The sequence below is a fragment of the Thermus arciformis genome (assembly GCF_900102145.1).
Classification (GTDB): Bacteria; Deinococcota; Deinococci; order Deinococcales; family Thermaceae; genus Thermus; species Thermus arciformis.
Genome location: NZ_FNBC01000002.1, coordinates 71,360 through 93,029, shown reverse-complemented (window position 1 = coordinate 93,029; position 21,670 = coordinate 71,360). Strand labels below are relative to the sequence as shown.

Genomic DNA, 21,670 nt, shown 5'->3' with positions numbered 1-21,670 from the left:
GGGGGCACCATGGAGCGCAAGATGGTGGAGATAGAGGAAACCGGTTTGACCTTTGCCACCGAGGTGGACCTGGACCGCCTTCAGTCCCTCGCCGCCGAGTGGCTCCAGGCCATCGGGGAGGACCCGAACCGGGAGGGGCTCCTGAAGACCCCCGAGCGGGTGGCCAAGGCCTGGGCCTTCCTCACCCGGGGCTACCGCCAGGACCTGAAGGAGCTCGTCAACGGGGCTGTGTTCCAGGCGGAGGGGAGCGAGATGGTGGTGGTGAAGGGGATTGAGTTCTACTCCATGTGCGAGCACCACATGCTCCCCTTCTTCGGCCAGGTGCACATCGGCTACATCCCCGACGGGAAGATCCTCGGCCTTTCCAAGTTCGCCCGCATCGTGGACATGTTCGCCCGCAGGCTCCAGGTGCAAGAGCGCCTGGCGGTGCAGATCGCCGAGGCCATCCAGGAGGTCCTGGAGCCCCAGGGGGTGGGGGTGGTGGTGGAGGGGGTCCACCTCTGCATGATGATGCGGGGGGTGGAGAAGCAGCACTCCCGCACCGTGACGAGCGCCATGCTCGGGGTTTTCCGGGAGAGCCAGAAGACCCGGGAGGAGTTCCTAAGCCACCTCAAGTAATCCCCCACGCTGCTTTAGGCCAGCGTGGGGTAAACCCCCATGTTTGCCGCTACCTGGGGGCTTGAGGTGGGGTGGGCGCCTCGCACCCGGGGACGGCCATCTGAGGGGCCACGGCCTGCACGTTCACGGGGATCTCCGCATCCCCCACCCCCGCCACGTGGAGGCGGAGGAGGCCGCTTTGCGCTCCTTCGGGCACGCGGAACATGAGGGTGGCGGGGTTTTCCCGTTGGGTGATCTCCGGGGACTCCGCGGGCAGGCCGGGGTCAGGGGGGAAGAGGGCGTAGTTGGTGCCGCTATCCCACTCCTCCTGGGTGCCGAAGGCGTTGCCCGTGAGGAGCATCCAGTCCCCCGCCCGCACCTGGCACCCCGCCACCACGTCCGGCTGGACCGACTGGATGCGGAGGCTCCCCGTGGTGCGGAGGCCCTGGGGAGCGGAACAGGCGGCGAGGGCCAGGAAAAGGAACCAAAGGTGTTTTTTCATGCCTTGCCTCCCAAAGCGGCTACTCGCTGCAGTGGCCAGGGCCTGTGAGGCCGTTGTTGTAGGCGTCCAGGGTGCCGGCGTAGCCCTTGGCCTGGTTGGCCACGGCCTTGCTCAAGGTGTCGCTAGGCCTGTAGGTCTGGAAGAACTGGTCCGCCCAGGCCAAGGCCGCGTCCACGGTGGGGGTGGTGGAGGCCCCGTTCAGGACGTTCAGCCTGGCGGCGATGAACTGGTGGGCCAGGATGTAGTAGGCCTTACCCCCGGAAGGGGAGGTCCAGAGGACCTGGTGGTAGCTCTGGCCGGAGAGGTAGAAGGGGGTGTCCTCGCCCACCTTGGCCCAGGTGGCGTCGTAAGGGGCGGGGCCGTAGCGGGAGTGGGTCTTCCAGTAGCCCTGCGTGAGGGTGCAGCCCCCCTGGCAGGGCACGCTTGCCTTCAACGTGGCCGAGGCGCTTCCTTGGGTCTGGGTGGTGCTCGTGGTGAAGGTGGCGGTGTTTTGCACCTCGTACTCCCCGCAGGCATCAAAGCGCACCCAGCGCTCAAAGAAGTAGGTCTGGGAGATGACGCCCTCGGGAGTGATGCCGCTGATGGCGCTCGCCAAGGTGGCCGAGGGGTCTTCCACGGTGACGCTTCCGTCCACCACCTCGGTGGGGTTGGTAAAGGCGAAGCTGGCCTGGCTCGAGGCGGTGCCGCTTTGGCTTCCGTCCGTCCAGCTCACGGAGGCGGTGTTGGTGCGGCTTCGGCCATCGGGCAGGGCCTGGCTGTAGGCGCAGACGAGGCTTTGCCCCGCGGGCAGGGTGTAGGGGAAGGTCACGCCGCAGGCCAGGGGCACGCTGGTCCCGTCCGGGGTGAGGGTGTCCGTGGGCGCTTGCAGGACCACGTCCACGCTGCCCGTGTTCTTGAGGGTCACCGTGCCCTCCACCCGGAAGTCCGAGTCCTTAGGGGTGCCCACCAGGTCCACCGCGTACTTCACCGGGTAGCTTTGCCCAGGGGCCAGGGTGAGCGTGCCGCTGGAAGGGTCCGTGACCCGCTTGGCCATGGTCCAGGTGTAGGTGCGCTTGAACTTGGGAACCGCGGTCTTGGTCACCTCCACCGAGGGACCCACCGCCACCTGAGGGGTTACCCCCCCTTGGGGGCTCTGGGAACAGGCCGCCAGGAGCCCCACCGCCAAAAGAACGCCGTACCAATGCCGCATACGAATTCCTTCCTTTCTCACTGACTCGCGCTTTCCGAGGGGATGCTGAGGCGGATTGGCCCCAGGGCTTCCCCGTCGGCCAGCACCGAAAAGAGGTGCTCGCCGGGGCCCAAGGCCACCTCCCCGGTCCAGCTGTAGCCGTCTTCGCTTTGGAGGGGGAAGGACCGACCCTCCCCTCCCAAGGCCACCTCCCTGGCCTGGAACCGCAAGGTGAGGCGGACCTTGGGGCCTTCCAGGGCCTGGGGGCTGTAAAGGGGGCCCGCCACCACCTGGAGCACGAGGGGGGTTTCCACCTCTTCCTGGCCGCTCGCCCGCACCTTGAGGGTGTGGAGGCCCGGGGGGAGGGGGAGGCGGAGGCGGGCGCTGTAGGAGTTGCCCTCCTGGGGGAGGAGGGGTACGGGCCCGGTGGGGAGCTCCACCCAGACCTTCCGGGCTTCTCCCTGGACCAGGGCCTTCACCTCCACCTCGGACCCGGCCAGGGGAACGGAGGGGTCGGCGGTGGCCACCAGGCTCAGGCGTTCAGCGGTGTAGGTCACCTCCACCTCCCGCTTGGGTGGGGCCACCCGGACCTGGACGGGGGGTGGCGGGCCCTCGCCCACCCGCACCTCCTTGGCCTCCACCTCCCGGTAGCCCTCGGGCAGGTAGCGGGCGTCGGGGTAGACCCGGTAGAGGCCAGCGAAAAGGCCGCCGAGCACCGCCTGGCCGTTCACGTCGGCCCGGGTGCACCGGGTGACGGGCCCTCTAGCGCAGACCCCCGCGTAGGCCAGCCCCGTTCCGCCTTCCTCATCCAAAACCTCCACCCGAAGCTGGGTGGCGGGGGCGAAGGGAAGAGGCTTGTCCAAACGGCTGTTCAAGCGCACCTCGAGGGCCTCCTCCCCCACCAGGGCCAGGTTGGCGGGGAGGTTGGGGAAGAGGAGGCGGCCTTGGCCTATGGGGGCCAGAAGGCGGTAGCGGCCCTCGGCGTCCGTGGTCTCGCAGGCGTTCCCCAGGCACACCTTGAGGCCTGCCAAGGGGGCTTCCCCGGGGTCCAGGCGCCCGTTGAGGTTCTCGTCGCGGAAGGCGGTGCCCGCCACCTCTCCTCCCTTGCGCCCGCCGAAGAGGTCCACCACCTCCTTGGGGGTGGCCAGGGTGAGGGCCTGGGCGTAGGCCAGGGTGGCCCCCACGCTGTGGCGGACCTCCCCGCCCTGGAGGATGAGGGTGTACGTGGCCCCTAGGGCCAGGCCCGGCTCCAAAAAGTTCCGCCCGTAAAGGGCCAGGCCAAAGCGCTGGCTGGCCTCGGCTTCCTGCCGGTACTCGTAGAAGAGGCGGCTTTGCCAGACCCCAGGCCAGAGCTGGTTCCAGGCGGCGCCGTAGAGGGTGAGGTCCTTGTCGGTGCCCCGCTTGACCAGATACTGGCCCTCCAGGCTCCCCCCCGGCAGGGCCAAGCGGAGGAGGAGGGTGCCCTCGAGGAGGGGAAGGGCCTGGTCCAGATAGCGCAAAAAGGCGGAAAGGCTCAGGTCGGGTGTGCCCAGGCTGAGGCTTCCCTGGTAGCTTTGGCCCTCCGGGGCATCCCCAGAGAGGGCCCGGTTGAGGCCATAGCCCAGGCCCAGGCTACCCGCGTACACCCCGGGCTCGCCGAAGCTCACGCTGAGGCTTGGGGCCAAGCCATAGCCGCGGCTTTCCCCTTGCTGGCGGTAGCTTCCCGTGAGGCTCAGGAAGGCCCCCGTAAGAGGCTGGTAGTAGAGGGTGAGCTGGCTTTGCCAAAGCCCCGAAGCCCCTCCCACCTGCCAGCTGGTGCTTCCCCTCAGGCCCAGGGGGTAAAGGCTTCGCGTGCCCCCGGCGAGGCCCAGGGCGTGGAGGCCGGAGAGGGGCACGCCGCTATAGCTTTGCACCAGCTCCAGGTCTTGGGTCTGCCAGGTGAGGGTCTGGCTCAGGCCGAAGCTCAGGCGGTACGCCTCCCCGGCCTGGCCAGAGAGGTCGGTGCCCAGGCCGAGGCTAAGGCCGCTTTCCAGGGGGAGGCGGTAGCGGAGGCTTAGGGCGTCCTGCCTGCCAGTGGGGGTGGTCTGGGTGCTGAGGCTCCCTTGGAGGTCCAGGGTCTTGTCCAGGCTCACCCCACTCGTGCGCAGGGCCAGGGCCTGGGGCCGGTAGTTCCCCTCCAGGCTAAGGCGCGCGCTGGGTAGCCGGAGGCTACCGGCCAGGCCGAAGCCTCCCCCGCCCGCCTGGGCCCGGGCCTCAAACCCCTCTCCCTTCAGGCTTAAGGTGAAGCTTTGGGGAAGGCGCAGGGGGTCTTGAAGGTCCCCGCTCAAGGGGCTTGGGGCGAGGCTTGCGCTCACGTAGTCGGAGAGGGCCCCCGTGAGGCTAGCGCTCACCTGGTAGCCCACCTGGCCCTGGACCTGCCCCCGCTCCCAGAGGGCCCCGAGGCTTAGGGCCAGGCCTAGGCCCAGGGTGAGCTCTGGGTCTTTGCCCTGGCCCCGCCCTCCCAGGGGGTCCTTGAAGAGGACGATCACCCCCGCCTCCCTGCGGGCCTCCGCCACCCCCTTGGGGGTGGCGCGGAGCTTCAGGTAAAAGCGGTAGCCTGCGGAGATTTGGCCTTCCGGGCTGGCCTGGACCCGGACTACCCCGGTCTCCCCGGGGGCCAGGTTGAGCCCTTTGGGGTTGAGGAAGACCTGGGCCATGGCGGCCTCCGCCTCTAGGAAGATCTCCTCCTTCCGGTTGGAGCGGTTGGTCACGTAGACGGGGAACTCAAAGGGGCCTCCCAGCTCGGCCTCGAGGGTGGCGGGGGCGGAGAGGGCGATCTCGGTGCGGGGAAGCACCAGGAGCTCCACCTCGCTATGGGCCACCTCCTTTTCCTCCTGGTAGGCCACCACCTTGGCGAGGCCCCGGGTCCCCGCGGGCAGGGGGGGCACCCGGAGGGTGAAGCTCAGGGTTTTCACCCCTCCTTCCAGGACCGCCGTCCGCTCCAGGGAGAGGGCCTGCCAGCCCTCGGGGGGCTTTAAGCGGAAGCGCGCGGTCCCCCTGCCCTCCACCTGGAGGCTTAAGGTGAGGTACTCCCCCGGGGCGCCTGTAAGCCCAGGGGAGGGCAGGAAGCGCACCTGGGCCCAGGCCGCGCCCAGGAGGAGGAGGAGGGGGAGAAGCCTTCGCATCCTAAGGCTGCCTCAGGGCCGTGACCAGGGCCTGCACCACGTAGCTTCCCGGCCGCTCCTGCCCGAGGAGCTCCAGGGCGAACTCCAGGCGGATCTCCAGCCAGCCCTCCGTGGGGCCGGTCTGGGTGTAGACGATCTGGGGGGTGCCGTCGGCCCTGAGCCAAAGCCCCCCGTTCACCCGGTAGAGCACCTGCCGCGCGGGCAGGAGGACGGCTCCCTGGGGGTCCTTGAGGTCGGGGACTTGCAGGAGGAGGCTCCACACCCCGGGGGCGTTGGAGAAGACCTGCACGGGGAGCACCCCGCCCTCGAGGTTGCTGGCGGGGTAGGTGGCGGGAAAGGTCTTGGGGGGGTAGTCCTTAAGCTCAAAGGCGATCTGGGTCGTGGGGGTACGCAGGGCCACCGTCTCCGGGATGAGGGTCTGCACGATCCAGGTGGCCTGGGCCAAAGCGGGGGCCAGCCAGAGGAGAAGGCCCAAAAGCAGGGTTCTCACGGCGAACCTCCTTTCTCCCCTTCCTGGGAAGGGGCTGGGGCCGGGGGGGCGGCCAAGGGCGTGCGCAGGGTGAAGGGCAGGTCTGCGGCCACGTCCTTGTTGGGGTCCCCGTAGTTGAGGATGGCCAAGGCGGTGTAGCTCCCCGCGGGCAAGGGGCCCACCAGGGCCACGGGGAGAACCCGGACCTGCCCCGGCAGGACCACCACCTCCTCCACCTCCACCTGGGCCACCTTGCGCCCCGAGGCGTCCCGCACCTCAAAGCGCCCGGAGAGCTTTTGGGCGGTGTTGCCCGTGTTCTGGTACTGCAGAGCGAAACGGTAGGGGTCCTTGGCCTCCTTGGGGGCGCTGGGCACGATGCCGGTGATGCGGCCCTCGGTCTTTAAGGGGGGTACGTTCACGTAGAAGACGTGGGCCATGCGCACCCGGAAGGTGGCCAGGGGCACTCCCGGGGGCGGGTTGGGGTCTTCCGACTCCAGGAAGAGCACCCCCCAGTGGGTGCCTGGGGCGGCGTTTTGGGGCACGGTGAGGGTGTAGGTGAGGGGGCGGGAGGCCTTGGCCTCCAGGAGGAACTCCGCCGGGGAAAAGGTGGCCCAGGGGCTTGCGCTTTCCTTAAGGGTTCCCACCGGCAGAAACTGGATCTTCCCCATGGGGTCGTAGGTCCAGTCCCCCAGGCTCACCCGGACCCGCACCTGCCGGGTGCCCACGTTGTAGACCATCAGGGTCTGGGTGAGGCTTTCCCCCGGCCTGGCCTCCTTGAGGAGGACCGGGGGCTCCACGCCCAGGGTGCTCTGGGCTAGGGCGCTGAGGGCCAGAAAGAGAAGGGGAAGGGCTCGCTTCATGGTTCTCCTGGAAAGAAGCCTGGCCCCTTAGGGGCCAGGCTTCTTGTCCGCTACCAGGCGGTGGTGGCGAGGGTGTAGGTCAGGTTCGCGGTGCTCTTGCCCCAGAGGTCGCTGTTGACCTTGACGGCCACCACCACAAGGTCATCCAGCCAGCTCTTGTAGCCGCACTGCTGGGGGTTGTTGCCGGAGCGGGTGCCCGTGGGCCCGGCCTGGAGGTTCCTGGGCACGAGCTCCAGGGTGGCCCCGTTGGGAAGCTCGTAGAGGCCCGTGGCCGCGCCGAAGGTGTCGCAGGGGTTGTCCTGGATGTAGAGGTGCTGGATGCCCTGGGCCCCTTCGGGGTCGTTGCGGTTCACGGTCAGGTGCCACTGCTTGCCGTTGGAGAACTTCTGCAGGATGAAGGTGCGGTAGCAGACGAAGTAGTTCTTGCTCCCCGGCACCAGTTCCCCGTTCTTGTCCAGCTTGATGGGCGGGTAGGCGGTCACCGCCCCGCCGCCGTTGATGGTGACGTTGGGCCAGGTGGCCGTGCTGTAGCTGGTGCCCAGGGGCAGGGTCTGCACCTGGTTGTAGAAGTTGTTCCCCAGCTGGGTCTTCACGTCCTGGTCCTGGAGGCCGTAAACGCACACCATCTGCCCGCCGAAGTCCGGCGTGGAGTTGGGCCAGCTGGCCCCGTCCAGCCCCGTGAGGTCAAAGGTGAGGGTGGTCACGTCCAGGTGCAGGGCCGTGGCCTTGGGGAGGATGAGCTCAATGGTCTGGTTCACCGCCGCCGAATCCTGACCCTTGGCGTAGGCGTCGGGCCCGTTCCCCCGGGTGGGGGAAACCGTGGGCGCCTGGGCCAGCGCCAGGGGGACCAAAAGAAGTGCTGCTGCCAAAATGCCTTTGCGCATAAACGCCTCCTAATCCGTCCCGGGGAAGTGGTGGCTTCCTTAGGACGTCCTCACCGTACCCTCAGGGCCGTTACGGAGGCGTTACCGCGGATCGGGCCTTGGCCCGCGGGGAAAGGCGAGGGTGTGGTACTCTGGGGGTAAGGAAGGTAACGCTTTGTCACACCCTATTCACGCTTCCCTTCACGCCTTGCCCCTTTTGGGGAGGCCCCGGTTGCTCTTTCAGGGGAAGGAGCGGCGTCTTTCCCAGAAGGGACTGGCCCTCCTCTACTTCCTGGCCCTCGAGGGGCCCACCTCCCGGGCCCGCCTGGCCGAGCTCCTCTACGGGCACGGGGCGGCCCTGCAGAACCTTCGGGTGGAGATCCACCGCCTGGCCAAGGCCTTGGGGCGGGAGGTTTTTCCCAAGGGGCAAGACCCCCTGGTCCTGCCCGATTGGATCCGGCTGGAGGTCATGGGGGAAGGGGAGGTTTTGGCGGGTCTGGAGGGGGTGGGCGGGCTTGCCGACTGGGTTTTGGGGGTGCGGGAGCGCTACCACGTCCCCCGGGAGGCCGCGGGCAGGGGGCGGCTTCTCGGGGAGCTTTCCTCCCTGCGCCCCCCCTTTCTCCTGGTGCTGAAGGGGCGGCTTGGGGCGGGCCAGAGGGCTTTCGCCCAGGCCCTGGCCGGGGTCCTGGGCCTTCCCTTCCACGAGACCTTGCGGCCCGAAGGGCTGGTCTACCTGGTTCCCCCCTACCCCGAGGTGCCCCTAAAGGACCTCTTGCGCTCCCGGGCCCTGCTGGTTTTGCGCCTGGACCCCGGGGAGGAGCCCCGGTTTTTTCTGGAGCTCCGGGCCCACTACCCGGCGGACCGCCTCCGGGTCTTGGCCCTGCCGCTCCTGGACTGGCTCGAGGCCAAGGGCGGGGTCTTGGCGGGGGTGCCCTTCCCCGAAGGGGCCCGGGCCTACTTCCACGCCGGGGGCCAGCCGGAGTGGATCCCCGACTGGCTGGCCTGCCCCCAAGGGCCTAAGCGCCCCCTGGCCCAGCTTCGCCTCCAGACCCGCCTTTTAAGCGAGCCCGCCCGGCTCGCCTTGGAAAGGCTTTCCGTGGCCCCGGGGAGGATCCCCGAGGAGGTCTTGGACGCCCTGGAGGCTCTCCCCTACCTGGAGGAGCTTGAGCGCAAGGGTTTTCTCGTCTACCAGGAGGGGTACCGCTTCGCCGCCGAGGCGGAGCGAAGGCTGCTTTACGCCTCCTTGGACCAGGGGCGGCGGCACGAGCTCCACGAGCGGGCGGCCACCGCCCTCGCCTTTTCGGGCCGCCTGAAGGAGGAAGCCCTTCACCGCCTGGCCCTGGGGGAGCGGGTGGGGGAGGGGTTTTTCTTCCGGACCACGGGCTGGAAGGGGCGGCCCCTGGGCCGGGGCCGGGAGCGGGTGCTCCTTCCTCGAGGCCATGGGGGGCTTTCCCTGGGGGAGGAGGGCTTCGCTCTAGGCCTTTTGGAGTGGGACCAGGAGGCCTGGCTGGACCTGGAACCCCTGGAGGAGGCCCTGGTCCTGGAGGTGGCGGGGGAAGCCTACAGCCCCGAAGGCCCCCCGGGGCTTTTCCTGGAGGTGCGCGGCCCCAAGGCGAAGGGGTTCGTGCGCCTAGAGGGAGTCTTTCGCCGCCGCTTCCTCCTGGCTCCGGGTCCTTGGGGCCTCCGCTTCCTGGGCCTCGGGGTGGCGGAGTTCGCCTTGAGGGCCTTCCTCCCCCGGCCCGGGGAAGCGGAGGTTTGGGAGCTAACGCCGGAGGAGGTAAAGAAGGAGGGAGAGGATGAGGGAAAGGAGGAGGGAGGAGGCCAGGGGAATGTACACCTTTAGGCCCTCCCGCTCTATGCGGATGTCCCCCGGCAGGTGGCCGAACCAGGAGAAGGCCTTGGGGAAGTAGAGGAGAAGGGCCCCCAGGACCACCAGGAAAAGCCCCAGGTAAAGGAGAACCCTACCCGCTTCCATCCCGCACCTCCAAGAAGGCGGTGAGGGCCGCCCCCAGAAGCCCGGCCTTAGACCCCAGGAGGGCCTTCCGCAGGGGCGGGGCCTCCCAGCCCTGGAGGTAGCGGCGGTAGGCCTCCTCCAGGGCCTCCCAGTAGGCCTGGGGAGCGTTCAGGGCGAGCCCCCCGCCCACCACCACCACCCCGGGGTCAAAGGCCTTGACCAGGCTGGCGAGGCCGATCCCCACGTAGCGGGCCGCCTGGAGGAGGAGACGCCTGGCCTTGGGCTCCCCCGCCTGGAAGAGGCGGAAGAGCTCCCGGGTGTCCACGGGGCGCTGGAAGGCGTAGGCGGCGTCCCGCTCCAGGGCGCGGCCCGCCGCCAAGGCCTCGAGGCACCCCTCCAGCCCGCAGCCGCACACCGGCCCCCCGGGGAGGAGGGTGGTGTGGCCGAGCTCCCCCCCTTGCCCCCGCTTCCCCCGGAGGGCCCGCCCCCCCAGGACCACGCCCCCGCCGATCCCCGTGGACACCGTGAGGAAGAGGGAGCTTTCCTCCCCCCGGGCCGCCCCCAGGTGGTGCTCGGCCAAGGCGGCGGCGTTGGCGTCGTTTTCCAGGTGGACGGGCCTCCCCGTGGCCTCCTCCAGGAGCCGGCGGATGGGGAAGTCCTCGAGGCCTGGGATGTTGGGGGTGAAGCGGATGACCCCTTCCTTGAAGTCTAAAGGCCCCGGGGTGCCGAGGCCGATGGCCTCCGCCCTCACCCCCGCCTTCGCCTCCGCCTGGGCCGCGGCCTCCGCCAGGGCCCGCACCACCGCCTCCCCCCCCTCCTTGGGGGTGGGGAGGACCACCTCCGAAAGGAGCCTTTCCCCGTCAAAGGCCCCGGCGGCGATCTTGGTGCCGCCCAGGTCCAGGCCCACCACGATCACGGCGCTTCCTCCTCCAAAAGGGCCTCCGCCTCGCCCAAGAGGGCCTCCGGCACCCAAAGGTTCACGTCCCCCATGTAGGTGCCCAAGGCGGCCTCGGGAAGGTCCTGGAAGGGGGTTTCCAGGAACACGGGGATGCCCTTCGCCTCCAGGCGGGCCTTCATCCCTTCGGCCACGGGCCTCGGGGCGGTGAGAAGCTTGGCGTAGGGGGTTCCGGCTAGGACGCGGCGCTCCATAGGGCCTCCACCAGGCGGACGTAGTCCTGGGCTGCGGCCTCCACCTCGGCCAGGGGGATGTGCTCCTTGGGGGTGTGGGCCAGGGCGGGGTCCCCGGGGCCGAAGCCCAGCACCGGGGCCTTGGCCCCCAGGTAGGGGGCGTCGGTGGTGAAGGGCCAAAGGCCCGCCTCCTCCTGCCCCAAGGCCCGGAGGGCGGCCCGGAGGAGGGGATGGTCCTCCGGGAGGCGGTAGGGGGGCCAGAGGGCGGGAACCACCAGGCGCACCTCCCCGGAGACCCTTTCCTCCTCGGGGACGTAGACCGAGGCGGGGCCCAGGGTCCTGAGCCTGTCCAGGAGGGCGTCCAGGTCCGCCTCGGGCTCGTAGCGGGCGTCCAGGTAAAGCCGCACCACCCCCGGGGTCTGGTTCCTGGCCCCGGGGTAGGTGTCCACCCGGGTGGGGGTGAGCTTGACCCCCGGGAAGGGGGGAAGCTCCTTTAGGGCCAGGAGGTACTCCGCCAGGTCAAAGAGGGGGTTTTCCGGCCCCGAGAGGGCGGCGTGGGCTTCTTCCCCCTCAAAGTCCGCCCACACCTCCCCCCGGCCCCGGTGCCCCCGCATGAGCCGCCTCCCCGAGGGCTCCCCAAGGACGAAGGCCAAAGGGGAAAGCCGCCCTGCGGCGTAGCGGCTTCCCAGGCCCCCCACCTCCTCCTGCACCACGGCCAAGAAGCGGACCCGCCCCTTCAAGGGCCCTTGGGAAAGGGCTTCCAGGGCGAGGAGCATGGCCACCAGGGGGCCTTTCATGTCCACCGCCCCCCGGCCCCAGACCGCCCCCTCGGCCACGGCCCCCTGGGGGTGGGGCCAGCGGGTCGGGTCCCCCACGGGCACCACGTCCAGGTGCCCGGTGAGGACCACCTCGGGCTCCTCCTCCCCCAAAAGGGCCTCCACGTTTCCCGCCTCGTCCAGGGTGGCCTCGAGGCCCAGCCCCTTTAGGGCCTCCAGGAGGAGGGCCGCCGCCTCCCCCTCCTGCCCGGGGAGGCTTTCCGCCTGGAGGAGGCGGGAGAGGAGCCTGACCCAGTCCACGCCCCTATCCTACACCCCGGGAAAGCCCCGCCTGGTAGAGGGCGATGCCCAGGGCCACGGAGGCGTTCAGGGACTCCGCCTCCTCCCGGATGGGGATGCGGAAGAGCTCGTCGCAGGCCTCCCGCACGAGCCGCCGCATCCCCTCCCCCTCCGAGCCCACCACCAGGACGAGGGGCCTCCGGAAGTCCAGGGTCCAAGGGGGCTTCTCCCCCCGCACGTCCAGGCCATAGACCCAAAGCCCCCCCTCCTTGAGGTCCTTTAGGGCCCGGGGCAGGTTCTTCACCTTCACCACCGGGATCTTCAGGGCGGCCCCCGCGCTTGCCTTCAGGGCCAGGGGGGAGAGGGGGGCGGCCCGGCGCTCCTCCGAGACCACCCCGTGGGCCCCGAGGGCGAGGGCGCTTCGGATCATGGCCCCGTAGTTCCGGGGGTCGGTGATCCCGTCCAGGGCCACGAGGAGGGGCATCTCCTTGCGGGCTTCCGCCAGGCGGAGGGCGTCTTCCAAGGTGGCGTAGGCGGGCTCCTCCACCTCCGCCGCCAGGCCCTGGTGGCGGGTGGTGCGAAGCAGGGTGTCCAGCTCAATGCGGGGCACCAGGGTGTAGTCCGCCCCCAGCCGCTCAAGCTCGCGAAGGAGCCAGCCCTCCACCCCCTTCGCCACCAGAACCCGCCGCGCCCGGCCCGCCTTCAGGGCCTCGAGGACCGGGTTCCTGCCGTAGACCCACATGGCCCGAGTCTAAACCCGCTTGCCGTATGATGGGAGCCAAGGAGGTGCCCATGTACAAGACCATCCTCATGCCCACGGACGGAAGCCCCTGCAGCTTCCAGGCCCTGGAGCACGGCCTCGGCCTCGCCAAGGCCCTAGGGGCCAAGGTCCACTTCCTCTACGTCCTGGAAAACCCCGCCCAGGCCATCTGGATCGCCCCGGAGAGCGTGCCCTACGGCCTGGAGCTCCTGGAGGACCTGAAGAAGGCCGGGGAAGAGGCCATCCGGAAGGCCTTGGACCTGGCCCGGGAGAAGGGGGTGGAGGCCACGGGGGAGGTGAAGGAGGGAACCCCCATCCCCACCATCGTGGAGGCGGCCAAGGGGTTTGACCTCCTGGTGATGGGCACCCACGGGCGCACGGGCCTGGACAAGCTCCTTTTGGGCTCGGTGACGGAGGGGGTGCTCCACCGGGTCTCCGTTCCCGTCCTCGTGGTGCGCTGCCGCTAGATGCGCCTCCTTTCCGTCTTCGTCTCCTCCCGCCTCTCCCGGGAAGACCCCCTTTACGCCAAGCTCCTGCGCTACGGGGAGGTCCTGGCCGAGGAGGGCTTCGGCCTCGCCTGCGGCGGCTACCAGGGGGGGATGGAGGCCCTGGCCCGGGGGGTGAAGGCCAGGGGGGGCTTCGTGGTGGGGGTCACGGCCCCCGCCCTCTTCCCCGAGCGGAAGGGGCCAAGCCCCTTCGTGGACCTGGAGCTTCCCGCCGCCACGCTCCCTGAGCGCATCGGCCGCCTTCTGGACCTGGGGGCGGGGTACCTGGCCCTGCCCGGGGGGGTGGGAACCCTGGCGGAGCTCGTCCTCGCCTGGAACCTCCTCTACCTGAGGCGGGGCCTGGGGCGGCCTTTGGCCGTGGACCCCCACTGGCTTGCCTTTCTTAAGGCCCACGGGGAGATCGCCCCCGAGGACCTCGCCCTCCTCCAGGCGGTGGGGGACGAGGAGGACCTCCGGAGCTTCCTGCGGAGCCTATGAGCGAGAGCGTGGTGGTCTACGTCCCCGACCTGGGCCAGGGGGTGAGCTTCTACCAGGCCCTGGGCCTGGCCCTGGAGGAGCTCCTTCCCGAGCGGGAGGCCCTTTTGGCCCCCGGGGAAGGCCCCCTCCTCCTCCTGCGCCCGGGGGCGGGCGGGCTGGAGCGGGGGCCCCAGCGGCCGAGGCCGGAGGGGAAGGGCTTCGCCCGGCTCCGCCTGGAGGAGGGGAGGCTCGTCTTCTTGGTGGAGGACCTGGCCCACGAGCGCCTCCGCCTCGCCAAGTACGGCCTGGCGTTCCTGGAGGCGGGGGACCACCTCCTCCTCTTTGACCCCGGGGAGAACCCCCTTTTGGTGAGGGAGGGCTAGGGTGGGCCCAAGGCTTTGGCTTTTGGACCTGGACGACACCCTCCTCCAGGACCACGCCGTGACCCGGGAGGTCCTGGAGGCTCTGGGGCGGGAGGTGGGGGTGGAGGGGCTTTACCCCGCGGTGCGGGAGCGGGCCGAGGCCCTCTTCCGGGAGGCCCCCTTCTACCCCTGGGCGGAGAGGATCGGCCACTCGGCCCTGGAGGCCCTCTGGGCCCGGTACGCCACCCCGGGCCTCGAGGCCCTGGCGGCGTGGGCCTGGCCCTTCCGGGAGCGGGTCTTCCGGGAGGCCCTGGCCCGCCTCGGGGGGCCGGAAGGGAGGGCCCGGGAGCTGGCCGAGGCCTTCTTCCAAGGGAGGCGGCGCTACCCCCTCTTCCCCGAGGTGCCGGACTTCCTGGGGGCGCTTCGGGAAAGGGGGGCAGCCCTCGTCCTCCTCACCAACGGGGTTCCCGACCTCCAGAGGGAGAAGCTCGCGGGGGCCGGGCTTCTTGGGGCCTTTGACCTCACTTTGGTCTCCGGGGAGGTGGGCCTGGGCAAGCCCGACCCGAGGCCCTTCCGCATGGCCCTCTGCGCCTTCGGGGTGGGGCCGGAGGAGGCGGTGATGGTGGGGGACAACCCCGAGCGGGACGTCCAAGGGGCCCTGGCGGCGGGGCTTAGGGCGGTCTTCGTGGACCGGGGCTTCCGCAGGCCCGACCCCCGCTACCCCGCCCACCTGGAGGTGAGGGACCTGCGGGAGGCCTTGGCCCTCCTTTCGTGACTTGGTCAGGGACGGGGCCGGGCTTTGCCGGTAGACTCTTCCCCATGCACGAGGCGCTCCTTTTCCTCCACAACTGGGTTCGCTGGGCGGTCTTGCTCTTTGGCCTCTGGGCCCTCCTCCGGCCCGAGACCCGCCCGGGGGCCTTCTTCGCCCACGGCCTCACCCTCCAGGTGGTCCTGGGGGTGGTCCTGGCCTTTGTGAGCCCCTATTTTCAGGGGCTCCTCGCCGCCTTCGGGGAGGCCATGCGGGCCGGGGGGGAGGCCCGCTTCTTCGCGGCGGAGCACTGGGTGGGGGGGCTCGTGGCCCTGGGCCTGGCCCACGCGGGGCTTGCCCGGGCGCGGAAGGGGAGGCCCGGGGCCAGGCTCCTCTTCGCCCTAGCCCTAGGGGTGCTTCTCCTTTCCGTCCCCTGGTTCCGGCCCCTGGTGCGGCTTTAGAGGAGGGAGGCCACCGGCACGGGGAGCCCGGGAAAGGCCCTGGGGGAGAGGGCGTCCCCGGGGCCCAGGACGTGGTGTTCCCGGTAACCCTCGGGGGAAGGGTCCAGGAAGCGGTGGACCCTCCCCTCGGCGAGGTCCACCACCCAGACCTCCTGGACCCCGTGCCGGGCGTAGAGGGGGGCCTTCACCTCCCGGTCGTAGGCCCCCGAGGCGTCGGCCACCTCCACCAAGAGGAGGACGTCCTCGGGGCCCGGGTGGGCCTCGGCGTAGAGGTCCTCCCGGGGCTTGAGGAGGAGGAGGTCGGGCTGGGGTTCGCTGTGGGGGCTTAGGCGCAGGGGGTCCTGCACGGCGAGGAGGCATAGGCCTTGGGTTTCCAAAGGGGTGAAGAGGCGGCGGAGGCGGCGGAGGCAGGCGGCGTGGCGGCTACCGATGGGGCTCATCTGCCAGATCTCCCCTTCCAGGAGCTCCACCCGGTCGTCTTCCCCGAGGAGGCCCGCCTGGGCCATGCGGTGGAACTCTTCCACGCTGAAGCGCCGACGCACCGGGGTCATCCCCTTCATCCTACATAGGCCAAGGCCCCATACCCCACCACCCGCTCCTCGCCTCCCCCGGCCTCGGCGCTGGTGGCGTAGGCGAGGAGCCGGGGTTCCCACCCAAGGGCCCGGGCCAAGGCGGTGAGGGTGGCCCAGGGGAGCCGGCCGCAGGCCTCCGCCTCCGCCACCCCCCGGACATCCAAGGCCAGGGCACGCTTTAGGGTCTTGGCGTCCAGCTTCCGGGCCACGGGGTCGGGGTGGTAGTGGGAGAGGTCGCTGGAGGCCACCACCAGGTCCTTTTGGCCCAGTTCCCCTAGGAGGGCTTCCGCCACCTCCCCGGGGTCCACCTCCCCGAAGAGGAGGGGGAGGATGGGGGTCTGGGGAAGGGCCACCTGGAGGAAGGGGAGGAGGACCTCGAGGCTATGCTCCTCCAGGAAGGGCTCCCGGTAGGCGCGAAAGGGCGCTCCCCGGCCGAGAAGCCTCCTTCCCCCCTCCAGGTCCACCGCCACCTCCCCCAAGGGGGTGCGCCAGGCCCGGTAGGGGAAGAAGGCCACCCCGGAGAAGGGCACGAAGTGGCTCGGCCCCAGGAGGAAAACCCGCCTTGCCCTTCCCCGCCAGGCGGAGAGGGCCCGGAAGGCCTCGGCCATCACCTTGCCCGCGTAGCGGTAGCCCGCGTGAGGGGAGAGAACCCCTCGGGCCTGGGGCTTGGGGGGCGTCTGGGCCCCCCGTAGGAGGCCTTCCACCAAGCTGAGGAGGGCTTCCCCCCTTTCCGGGTAAAAGAGCCCGGCCACGGCGGGGGGTCTCACCAGGTCCATACCCCAGGAACCCTCCTCCCGCACCCGGGGCAGACCCCGGGGGTCTTCCACAGGGCCTCCACCCGAAAGCCCCGCCGGCGCAAGAGGAGCCTGCCGCAGTCCGGGCAGTAGGTGGAGCTCCTTTCCTCGTCCAGGACGTTGCCCACGTACACGAACCTCAGGCCCTCCTCCTTGGCGATGGCGTGGGCCCGGACCAGGGTGGCGTGCCGGGTGGGCCTCAGGTGGAGCATCCGGTAGTCGGGGTGGGCGGCGGTGAGGTGCCAGGGGATGTCCGGGGAGAGGCCCTTGAGGAAGCGGGCCATGGCCCGGACCTCCTCGTCCGAGTCGTTGTAGCCCTCCAGGAGAAGCGTGGTGACCTCCACCCAGACCCCGCTCGCCAAGAGGTGCTCCAGGCTCTCCAGCACGGGCTTGAGCCGGGCCCCGCAGACCTCCCGGTAGAACTTCTCGGTGAAGCCCTTCAGGTCCACGTTGGCCGCGTCCAGGTGGGGCCTTATGTAGTCCCAGGCCTCTTTGGTTTCAAAGCCGCTCGTCACGAAGACGTTCTTCATCCCCCGCGCCTTGGCCAGGCGGGCGGTGTCGTGGGCGTACTCTATCCAGACGGCGGGCTCGTTGTAGGTGTAGGCGAGAAGCCTCACGCCCAAGGCCTCGGCCTCCGCCACGAGGCGCTTTGGGGGCCAGTCCTCGCCGATGGGGCGGTCCAGGTGCCCTTCCGGAGAGACCCGGAACTCCCGGAACTGGGAGATCGGCCAGTTCTGGCAGAAGGCGCAGAAGAGGTTGCACCCCACGGTCCCCACGGAGAGGATGCCCTCCCCGGGGTGGAAGTGGTAGAGGGGCTTCTTCTCCACCGGGTCCAGGTGGAGGGCGGCCGCCTTGCCGTAGGTGACCAGGTAGAGCCTCCCCCCCAGGTTCCGGCGCACCCCGCACTTGCCCGAGCCCCCTTCGGGGATGGCGCAGTAGTGGGCGCAGGCCCGGCACTGCACATACCCTTTGGGCAGGGGCCGGACCAGGTCGGCCTCCCTTAGGGTAACGGTAAGCGTCATTTCATAGGGCCCGTTTTCATCTTAAGTGGCTGCACGTTGATTTCGCAATACGGGTTGCCCGAAATAAGTCTTGGAAAGGTCCTTTTGGGGCCCCCACCGCGGCTTTCGCCGCGGTGGGGTACTTAAGTACCCCGCTCTGGCTTGCGCCAGAGCGGGGGCCCCAAAAGAGCCTTCGCAAAGCCCTACCCCCGGCGTCCCATGTGGCGAAATCAAGGTGCGGGCACTTAGACGGGGCCCTCGTGGGGGGTGGCCGGAGGGGCGCGTAGACTGGAAGCGTGGCCCCTTTTCCCCCCGAACGCGAGGAGGACTTCGCCCCCCTTTTGCCCGAGGAGGTGGCGCGCCGCGGCCTGGCCTACGCCAGGGAGGGCCGGGTGAGGCGGGTCTTCCGGGTGGGGGAGAGGCTTTTGGGGGAGGTCCAGGGCTCGGAGCCCACGCCCTACCGGGTGGAGGTGGGGCCAGGGCTTGTGGGGCGTTGCACCTGCCCCTACCCCTTCTTTCCCTGCAAGCACGCGGCCGCCCTCCTCTACGCCTACCTGGAGAGGCGGCCCGAGGACCTTTGGCCCCGCCTGAAGGCCCTCCCCCCCGAGGAGGCCAAGGGGCTTCTCCTGCGGCTTTCTGCCCTCCCCGAGGTGGCCTTTCTCCTTAAAGAGCTCCTTTTCCCCGAGGAGGCCTTTGCCGAGGGGGTGCGGCGCCTCAGGCAGGCCTTCCGCCTGGGCGGGGGAGAGGAGGAGGCCAAGGCGCTTCTCCTTAGGCTCCCCCAGGCGGGAAAGGAGGAGGTGGCGGCCCTTTTGCGGGCCCTCCTCGAGGCCCCCTTTGACCCCGGGCCTTACCTCGGGCCCGTCCTCCGCCGCCACCTGGAGCTTGGGGGGGACCTTCCCTTCCTCCTCGGGCTTTACCTCCGCCACCCCTTTGAGGCCCTGGGGGAGGCCTTCTTGGAGCTCGCCCTGAAGGCGCCGGAAAAGGCCCTGGCCCTCCTTGCGGGGAGGGAGCCTCTAAAGCGCGCCCTTAAGGCGGAGCTCCTCTTCCGCCTCGGGCGGGAGGAGGAGGCTTTGGGGGTCTTGCGGGAGGGGCTTGAGGGGGTGGAGGACTACCTGGCCTTTGTGGAGCGCCTTTTGCGCCTGGGCAGGCGGGAGGAGGCCCTGCGGTACGCCGAGGAGGCCGTGGCCTGGTTCGGCAAGGACCCAAGGCTCCTTCCCCTCCTGGACCTCCTCGCGGCCCACCGGGGGCTTCCCGAGGACCACCTGGCCCGCTTCCGCTTGAGGCCTAGCCTCGAGGACTACCTGGCCCTCAAGGCCAAGCTGGGCCGGGCCTTCGCCGAGGAGAGGCCCCGCCTCCTCCGGCAGGTGCAAGACCCCGCCCTCCTCGCCAAAATCCACCTCCTGGAGGAGGACTGGAAGGCCTTGGACCGCCTCCTCAAGCGGGCTTCCCCGGAGGCCTACCCCGCCCTCGCCGCGGTCCTGGAGGAAAGGCTTCCCGAGGAGGCGGCCCGGCTTTACCTGGAGGCGGCCAGGGCCCGGGTGGAGTCGGGGGGGCGGGCGGCCTACCGGGAGGCGGCGGGGCTTCTTGGGCGGCTTGCCCGCCTGGACCCCAGGAGGGCAGAGGAGGTGGCCCGGGCCCTGGCGCGGGCCTACCCCAGGCGGAAGGCTCTTCTGGAGGAGCTTTCCCCCTTCTTGGAAGGTCCTCGCCAACCCCATCCCTGAAAACCCGCTTCGGGACCAGGGGCCATGGTCTAAAGGCCCTTTGAGAACGCGTTCTTTTCCGCTGGCTAGGCCCTTGACAGGGAGGAGACCTTGCCCCATAGTAAGGTTCGCGGCCATACCTTGGAGGGTTGGCCGAGCGGTTGAAGGCGGCGGTCTTGAAAACCGCTGTGGGCCTTGGGCCCACCGGGGGTTCGAATCCCTCACCCTCCGCCAAAGGCTTGGAGAGGTGGCCGAGTGGTCTAAGGCGGCACCCTGCTAAGGTGTTGCACCGGGATAACCGGTGCCGCGGGTTCGAATCCCGCCCTCTCCGCCAAAGGGCCCGGGGAACGCCCCGGGCCTTTCCTTTTGTACCCTTGGGGGGATGGAGCTTCCCCTTCCTCCCCTCCTTCCCTGCCGGGTGCTCCGGCGGGTGAACCGCTTCCTGGTGGAGGCGGACGTGGGGCCCCTTCACCTCGCCAACACGGGCCGCCTCACGGAGCTTCTCCTTCCCGGGACCCGGGGCCACTACCACCCGAGGCCCACGGCCAAGACCCGGGGGCGGCTTTACCTGGTGGAGCGGGAAGGCGTCCTCGTGGGGGTGGACGCCACCCTGGCGGGGCCCCTTCTGGAAAGGCTCCTTCGCGCCGGGCGCTACGGACCCCTGGAGGCCTTGCGGCGGGAGGTGGGGCTACGGGGGGAAAGGCTGGACTTCTGGGCCCGGGTGGGGGGGAGGGAGGCCTTCTTTGAGGCCAAGAACGCGAACCGCCTGGAGGGGGCCCTCGCCCTCTTCCCCGATGCCCCCACCTCGAGGGGGGCCCGCCACCTCCGCCTCCTCGCCGCCTTGGCCCGGGAGGGGTACGGGGCCTTCGCCGTCTGGCTCGTCCAGCACCCCCTGGCCGAGGCCTTCGCCCTGGACCCCGCGGACCGGGCCCTCCTCGAGGCCGCCCAGGAGGCCCGGGAGGCCGGGGTGGTCCTGGAGGCCTATAGGGTCCGGCCGAGCCTGAAGGCCCTCCGCCTCGAGGCCCCCCTCCCCTGGGTCTGGCGCTAAGGACCCCACCGCGGCTTTCGCCGCGGTGGGGGCCCCAAAAGGAGCTTCCCAGCGCGGGCGCTTAGCCCCCGATCAGGATCTGGAAGGCCACCATGAGGGCCACGGAGAGGGTGAGGACCGTGGCTACCCCTTCGGCCTCGGCCTCCTTCAGGGCGTCGGGGAGGAGCTCGGCCACGGCCATCCAGATCATGGCCCCGGCGGCGAGGCCAAGCCCCACCGGCAGGAAGGGTTGGAAGGCCTCCACGAAGAGGTAGGCGGGCACGGCCATGAGGGGCTGGGGGAGGCTGGAGAAGACGCTCCACAAGGCGGCCCCGAGCACGCTCACCCCCCGGGGGACGAGGACGAGGCTGATGGCGAGTCCCTCGGGGATGTTGTGCACGGCGATGGCCAGGGTGATGAAGACCCCCAGGGCCTCTCCCCCCCCGAAGGCCACCCCCACCCCTACCCCTTCGGCGAAGGAGTGGAGGGTCATGATGCCCACGATCATCAGGGCCTTGCGGGCATCCAGGCCTTTGAGGTCGCCGAGGTTCACCTCCCGGCCCTCGAGGTAGCGGTGGGCGAGGAGGATGAAGAGGAGGCCGAGGCCCACGCCCACCAGGGTCCGCCCCAGGCTGTAGTTCACCCCCTCGTAGATGAGGCCGAAACTCGCCGCCACCATGAGTCCGGCGGCGGCGGCGTTGGCCAGGCCGAGGTGCCGCCGCGTGATCCCGCGGGTGAAGAGGAAGGGGAGGGCGCCGAGGCCTGTGGCGACGGCGGTGAGGAGGGCGTAGAGGAACACCGTCCAAGGAGAGATGGGCAAGCCTTCCATACCGGGCCTATTTTATTGCAAGTAGTTATCACTTGCAATAAGCCAGTCGCGCACCGCCCGGGCCACCGCCTCCCGGTCCCGGTCCAAGAGGAGGTCGTGGCCGCTTTCCGGGAAGACCAGGTAGTCCTTCTTGGGGCTTCCCAGGAGGGCGAAGTACCGGTCCACCCCCTTCACCACCCGCTCCTTCCCCGCCGCCACCACCAGGGCCGGGGCCTTCACCTGGGGAAGGACTTCCGGGGTCATGCGCATGAGGGCGAGGAGCTCCAGGACGGCCCGGGTGGGGAAGTAGGGGTAGTTGGGGTTTTGCCTCCTTAGCTCGGGGTCTTCTATGGAGGGCGGGCCGGGGAAGCGGGGGATGAGCCGGTGGAGGTAGGGGGCCAAGGGGGCGAGGGGGTTTTTCAGGGCGAAGGCGGGGGCCAGGGCCACGAGGGCCTTTGTGGGGTGGCGGGCCGCCAGGTGGGCGGCGAGAAGCCCCCCCATGGAAAGCCCCACCACCCCCCGGGGCTCGGGAAGCTCCAGGTAGGCCCTCTCGGCCGCCAGGAGCCAGTCCTGAAAGCGCACCTTTAGGAGGTCCTCGGGCCTGGTGCCGTGGCCGGGGAGGGCGGGCTGGCTCACGGCGAAGCCCGCCTCCTTGAGCCTCTCCGGCAGAGGCCCCAAGGTGAGGACGGGGTGGGAGGTGAACCCGTGGAGCAGAAGAAGGTGCATGCTCCAGCAT

At 70.1% G+C, this 21,670-nt stretch carries 25 protein-coding genes and 2 tRNA genes; 11 read left to right on the top strand and 16 right to left on the bottom strand.

Features of this window, described 5'->3' with window-relative positions; genetic code table 11:
• Nucleotides 1-9 precede the first annotated feature (9 nt).
• Nucleotides 10-618, top strand: a complete 609-nt coding sequence (gene folE / locus BLP62_RS01505; protein ID WP_176758113.1) for a GTP cyclohydrolase I FolE — start codon at nt 10-12, stop codon at nt 616-618.
• Nucleotides 619-667: 49 nt separating this feature from the next.
• Here the strand turns inward: folE and BLP62_RS01500 are convergent, their stop codons facing one another.
• The 6 genes from BLP62_RS01500 to BLP62_RS01475 are packed head-to-tail and all read right to left on the bottom strand — an operon-like array spanning nt 668 to nt 7,623.
• Complete coding sequence (locus BLP62_RS01500; protein ID WP_093005166.1) at nt 668-1,099, bottom strand: hypothetical protein; 432 nt, start codon at nt 1,097-1,099, stop codon at nt 668-670.
• A gap of 19 nt (nt 1,100-1,118) precedes the next feature.
• Nucleotides 1,119-2,288, bottom strand: a complete 1,170-nt coding sequence (locus tag BLP62_RS01495; protein ID WP_093005164.1) for a putative periplasmic lipoprotein — start codon at nt 2,286-2,288, stop codon at nt 1,119-1,121.
• Nucleotides 2,289-2,305: 17 nt separating this feature from the next.
• On the bottom strand, nt 2,306-5,410 hold the full coding sequence (locus BLP62_RS01490) for a COG1470 family protein (protein ID WP_093005162.1): 3,105 nt from the start codon (nt 5,408-5,410) through the stop codon (nt 2,306-2,308).
• Between the two features lies 1 nt (nt 5,411).
• The gene (locus BLP62_RS01485; RefSeq protein ID WP_093005160.1) at nt 5,412-5,900 is read right to left on the bottom strand and encodes a hypothetical protein; all 489 of its coding nucleotides are present in this window, start codon (nt 5,898-5,900) and stop codon (nt 5,412-5,414) included.
• Complete coding sequence (locus BLP62_RS01480) at nt 5,897-6,739, bottom strand: hypothetical protein (protein ID WP_093005158.1); 843 nt, start codon at nt 6,737-6,739, stop codon at nt 5,897-5,899. Before BLP62_RS01480 ends, BLP62_RS01485 begins: the two co-directional genes overlap by 4 nt.
• A gap of 50 nt (nt 6,740-6,789) precedes the next feature.
• Nucleotides 6,790-7,623 carry a hypothetical protein gene (locus BLP62_RS01475; RefSeq protein WP_093005156.1) on the bottom strand — a complete coding sequence of 278 codons (834 nt, stop codon included), beginning with the start codon at nt 7,621-7,623 and terminating at the stop codon, nt 6,790-6,792.
• Nucleotides 7,624-7,834: 211 nt separating this feature from the next.
• Here BLP62_RS01475 and BLP62_RS01470 point away from each other — a divergent pair, with 211 nt between their 5' ends.
• Entirely contained in the window at nt 7,835-9,445 is a 1,611-nt protein-coding gene (locus BLP62_RS01470; RefSeq protein WP_241374110.1) for a hypothetical protein, read from the top strand.
• On the opposite strand, the gene BLP62_RS01465 is transcribed toward BLP62_RS01470, so the two are convergent.
• Genes BLP62_RS01465 through rlmB form a run of 5 tightly spaced genes read right to left on the bottom strand, consistent with a single transcriptional unit; the run spans nt 9,365 to nt 12,481 of the window.
• Nucleotides 9,365-9,577 carry a DUF2905 domain-containing protein gene (locus tag BLP62_RS01465; RefSeq protein WP_093005152.1) on the bottom strand — a complete coding sequence of 71 codons (213 nt, stop codon included), beginning with the start codon at nt 9,575-9,577 and terminating at the stop codon, nt 9,365-9,367. The genes BLP62_RS01470 and BLP62_RS01465 overlap by 81 nt on opposite strands.
• Nucleotides 9,564-10,472, bottom strand: coding sequence for a glucokinase (locus tag BLP62_RS01460; protein ID WP_093005150.1), 909 nt, complete (start codon nt 10,470-10,472; stop codon nt 9,564-9,566). The genes BLP62_RS01465 and BLP62_RS01460 overlap by 14 nt, the downstream gene beginning before the upstream one ends.
• On the bottom strand, nt 10,469-10,705 hold the full coding sequence (locus BLP62_RS01455) for a DUF2007 domain-containing protein (protein ID WP_093005148.1): 237 nt from the start codon (nt 10,703-10,705) through the stop codon (nt 10,469-10,471). Before BLP62_RS01455 ends, BLP62_RS01460 begins: the two co-directional genes overlap by 4 nt.
• Nucleotides 10,687-11,760, bottom strand: coding sequence for a M20 family metallopeptidase (locus BLP62_RS01450; RefSeq protein ID WP_093005146.1), 1,074 nt, complete (start codon nt 11,758-11,760; stop codon nt 10,687-10,689). The genes BLP62_RS01455 and BLP62_RS01450 overlap by 19 nt, the downstream gene beginning before the upstream one ends.
• A 4-nt stretch (nt 11,761-11,764) precedes the next feature.
• Nucleotides 11,765-12,481: a 23S rRNA (guanosine(2251)-2'-O)-methyltransferase RlmB gene (gene rlmB / locus BLP62_RS01445; RefSeq protein ID WP_093005144.1), complete on the bottom strand. Its 717-nt coding sequence runs from the start codon at nt 12,479-12,481 to the stop codon at nt 11,765-11,767.
• Nucleotides 12,482-12,531: 50 nt separating this feature from the next.
• On the opposite strand from rlmB, the gene BLP62_RS01440 reads away from it, so the two are divergent.
• The 5 genes from BLP62_RS01440 to BLP62_RS01420 are packed head-to-tail and all read left to right on the top strand — an operon-like array spanning nt 12,532 to nt 15,032.
• A complete protein-coding gene (locus BLP62_RS01440; RefSeq protein ID WP_093005142.1) occupies nt 12,532-12,966 on the top strand; it encodes a universal stress protein in 435 nt (144 codons plus the stop codon).
• On the top strand, nt 12,967-13,482 hold the full coding sequence (locus BLP62_RS01435; RefSeq protein ID WP_093005140.1) for an LOG family protein: 516 nt from the start codon (nt 12,967-12,969) through the stop codon (nt 13,480-13,482).
• Complete coding sequence (locus tag BLP62_RS01430; RefSeq protein ID WP_093005138.1) at nt 13,479-13,844, top strand: hypothetical protein; 366 nt, start codon at nt 13,479-13,481, stop codon at nt 13,842-13,844. The genes BLP62_RS01435 and BLP62_RS01430 overlap by 4 nt, the downstream gene beginning before the upstream one ends.
• Before the next feature lies 1 nt (nt 13,845).
• Nucleotides 13,846-14,598 carry an HAD family hydrolase gene (locus BLP62_RS01425; RefSeq protein ID WP_093005136.1) on the top strand — a complete coding sequence of 251 codons (753 nt, stop codon included), beginning with the start codon at nt 13,846-13,848 and terminating at the stop codon, nt 14,596-14,598.
• 44 nt (nt 14,599-14,642) lie between these two features.
• Nucleotides 14,643-15,032, top strand: coding sequence for a hypothetical protein (locus tag BLP62_RS01420; RefSeq protein WP_093005134.1), 390 nt, complete (start codon nt 14,643-14,645; stop codon nt 15,030-15,032).
• On the opposite strand, the gene BLP62_RS01415 is transcribed toward BLP62_RS01420, so the two are convergent.
• The 3 genes from BLP62_RS01415 to amrS are packed head-to-tail and all read right to left on the bottom strand — an operon-like array spanning nt 15,029 to nt 17,420.
• A complete protein-coding gene (locus BLP62_RS01415; protein ID WP_093005132.1) occupies nt 15,029-15,583 on the bottom strand; it encodes a Uma2 family endonuclease in 555 nt (184 codons plus the stop codon). The two genes, BLP62_RS01420 and BLP62_RS01415, sit on opposite strands and share 4 nt — an antisense overlap.
• A gap of 5 nt (nt 15,584-15,588) precedes the next feature.
• Nucleotides 15,589-16,380 carry an AmmeMemoRadiSam system protein B gene (amrB, locus tag BLP62_RS01410; protein ID WP_093005130.1) on the bottom strand — a complete coding sequence of 264 codons (792 nt, stop codon included), beginning with the start codon at nt 16,378-16,380 and terminating at the stop codon, nt 15,589-15,591.
• Nucleotides 16,368-17,420 carry an AmmeMemoRadiSam system radical SAM enzyme gene (gene amrS, locus BLP62_RS01405; protein WP_093005128.1) on the bottom strand — a complete coding sequence of 351 codons (1,053 nt, stop codon included), beginning with the start codon at nt 17,418-17,420 and terminating at the stop codon, nt 16,368-16,370. Before amrS ends, amrB begins: the two co-directional genes overlap by 13 nt.
• Before the next feature lie 275 nt (nt 17,421-17,695).
• Here amrS and BLP62_RS01400 point away from each other — a divergent pair, with 275 nt between their 5' ends.
• The 4 genes from BLP62_RS01400 to BLP62_RS01385 all read left to right on the top strand — a co-directional run bounded on the left by BLP62_RS01400 (nt 17,696) and on the right by BLP62_RS01385 (nt 20,147).
• Nucleotides 17,696-19,120 (top strand): SWIM zinc finger family protein, encoded by a 1,425-nt coding sequence (locus BLP62_RS01400; protein ID WP_093005126.1) that lies wholly within the window; start codon nt 17,696-17,698, stop codon nt 19,118-19,120.
• Between the two features lie 122 nt (nt 19,121-19,242).
• A tRNA-Ser gene (locus tag BLP62_RS01395) sits at nt 19,243-19,333 on the top strand.
• Between the two features lie 7 nt (nt 19,334-19,340).
• Nucleotides 19,341-19,433 (top strand) — tRNA-Ser (locus BLP62_RS01390).
• A gap of 48 nt (nt 19,434-19,481) precedes the next feature.
• Nucleotides 19,482-20,147 carry a DNA/RNA nuclease SfsA gene (locus BLP62_RS01385; protein ID WP_093005124.1) on the top strand — a complete coding sequence of 222 codons (666 nt, stop codon included), beginning with the start codon at nt 19,482-19,484 and terminating at the stop codon, nt 20,145-20,147.
• A gap of 61 nt (nt 20,148-20,208) precedes the next feature.
• Here the strand turns inward: BLP62_RS01385 and BLP62_RS01380 are convergent, their stop codons facing one another.
• Together BLP62_RS01380 and BLP62_RS01375 are read right to left on the bottom strand one after the other, a co-directional pair.
• Complete coding sequence (locus tag BLP62_RS01380; RefSeq protein ID WP_093005122.1) at nt 20,209-20,955, bottom strand: ZIP family metal transporter; 747 nt, start codon at nt 20,953-20,955, stop codon at nt 20,209-20,211.
• Between the two features lie 12 nt (nt 20,956-20,967).
• Entirely contained in the window at nt 20,968-21,660 is a 693-nt protein-coding gene (locus BLP62_RS01375; protein ID WP_093005120.1) for an alpha/beta hydrolase, read from the bottom strand.
• Nucleotides 21,661-21,670 lie beyond the last annotated feature (10 nt).

Coding starts and splice junctions, on each gene's coding strand:
- amrB (WP_093005130.1), bottom strand. CDS start 16,380: ATGGACCTGGTGAGACCCCCCGCCGTGGCCGGGCTCTTTTACCCGGAA.
- amrS (WP_093005128.1), bottom strand. CDS start 17,420: ATGACGCTTACCGTTACCCTAAGGGAGGCCGACCTGGTCCGGCCCCTG.
- BLP62_RS01375 (WP_093005120.1), bottom strand. CDS start 21,660: ATGCACCTTCTTCTGCTCCACGGGTTCACCTCCCACCCCGTCCTCACC.
- BLP62_RS01455 (WP_093005148.1), bottom strand. CDS start 10,705: ATGGAGCGCCGCGTCCTAGCCGGAACCCCCTACGCCAAGCTTCTCACC.
- folE (WP_176758113.1), top strand. CDS start 10: ATGGAGCGCAAGATGGTGGAGATAGAGGAAACCGGTTTGACCTTTGCC.
- BLP62_RS01465 (WP_093005152.1), bottom strand. CDS start 9,577: ATGGAAGCGGGTAGGGTTCTCCTTTACCTGGGGCTTTTCCTGGTGGTC.
- BLP62_RS01430 (WP_093005138.1), top strand. CDS start 13,479: ATGAGCGAGAGCGTGGTGGTCTACGTCCCCGACCTGGGCCAGGGGGTG.
- BLP62_RS01475 (WP_093005156.1), bottom strand. CDS start 7,623: ATGCGCAAAGGCATTTTGGCAGCAGCACTTCTTTTGGTCCCCCTGGCG.
- BLP62_RS01380 (WP_093005122.1), bottom strand. CDS start 20,955: ATGGAAGGCTTGCCCATCTCTCCTTGGACGGTGTTCCTCTACGCCCTC.
- BLP62_RS01435 (WP_093005140.1), top strand. CDS start 12,967: ATGCGCCTCCTTTCCGTCTTCGTCTCCTCCCGCCTCTCCCGGGAAGAC.
- BLP62_RS01480 (WP_093005158.1), bottom strand. CDS start 6,739: ATGAAGCGAGCCCTTCCCCTTCTCTTTCTGGCCCTCAGCGCCCTAGCC.
- rlmB (WP_093005144.1), bottom strand. CDS start 12,481: ATGTGGGTCTACGGCAGGAACCCGGTCCTCGAGGCCCTGAAGGCGGGC.
- BLP62_RS01440 (WP_093005142.1), top strand. CDS start 12,532: ATGTACAAGACCATCCTCATGCCCACGGACGGAAGCCCCTGCAGCTTC.
- BLP62_RS01420 (WP_093005134.1), top strand. CDS start 14,643: ATGCACGAGGCGCTCCTTTTCCTCCACAACTGGGTTCGCTGGGCGGTC.
- BLP62_RS01495 (WP_093005164.1), bottom strand. CDS start 2,288: ATGCGGCATTGGTACGGCGTTCTTTTGGCGGTGGGGCTCCTGGCGGCC.
- BLP62_RS01385 (WP_093005124.1), top strand. CDS start 19,482: ATGGAGCTTCCCCTTCCTCCCCTCCTTCCCTGCCGGGTGCTCCGGCGG.
- BLP62_RS01415 (WP_093005132.1), bottom strand. CDS start 15,583: ATGACCCCGGTGCGTCGGCGCTTCAGCGTGGAAGAGTTCCACCGCATG.
- BLP62_RS01490 (WP_093005162.1), bottom strand. CDS start 5,410: ATGCGAAGGCTTCTCCCCCTCCTCCTCCTCCTGGGCGCGGCCTGGGCC.
- BLP62_RS01500 (WP_093005166.1), bottom strand. CDS start 1,099: ATGAAAAAACACCTTTGGTTCCTTTTCCTGGCCCTCGCCGCCTGTTCC.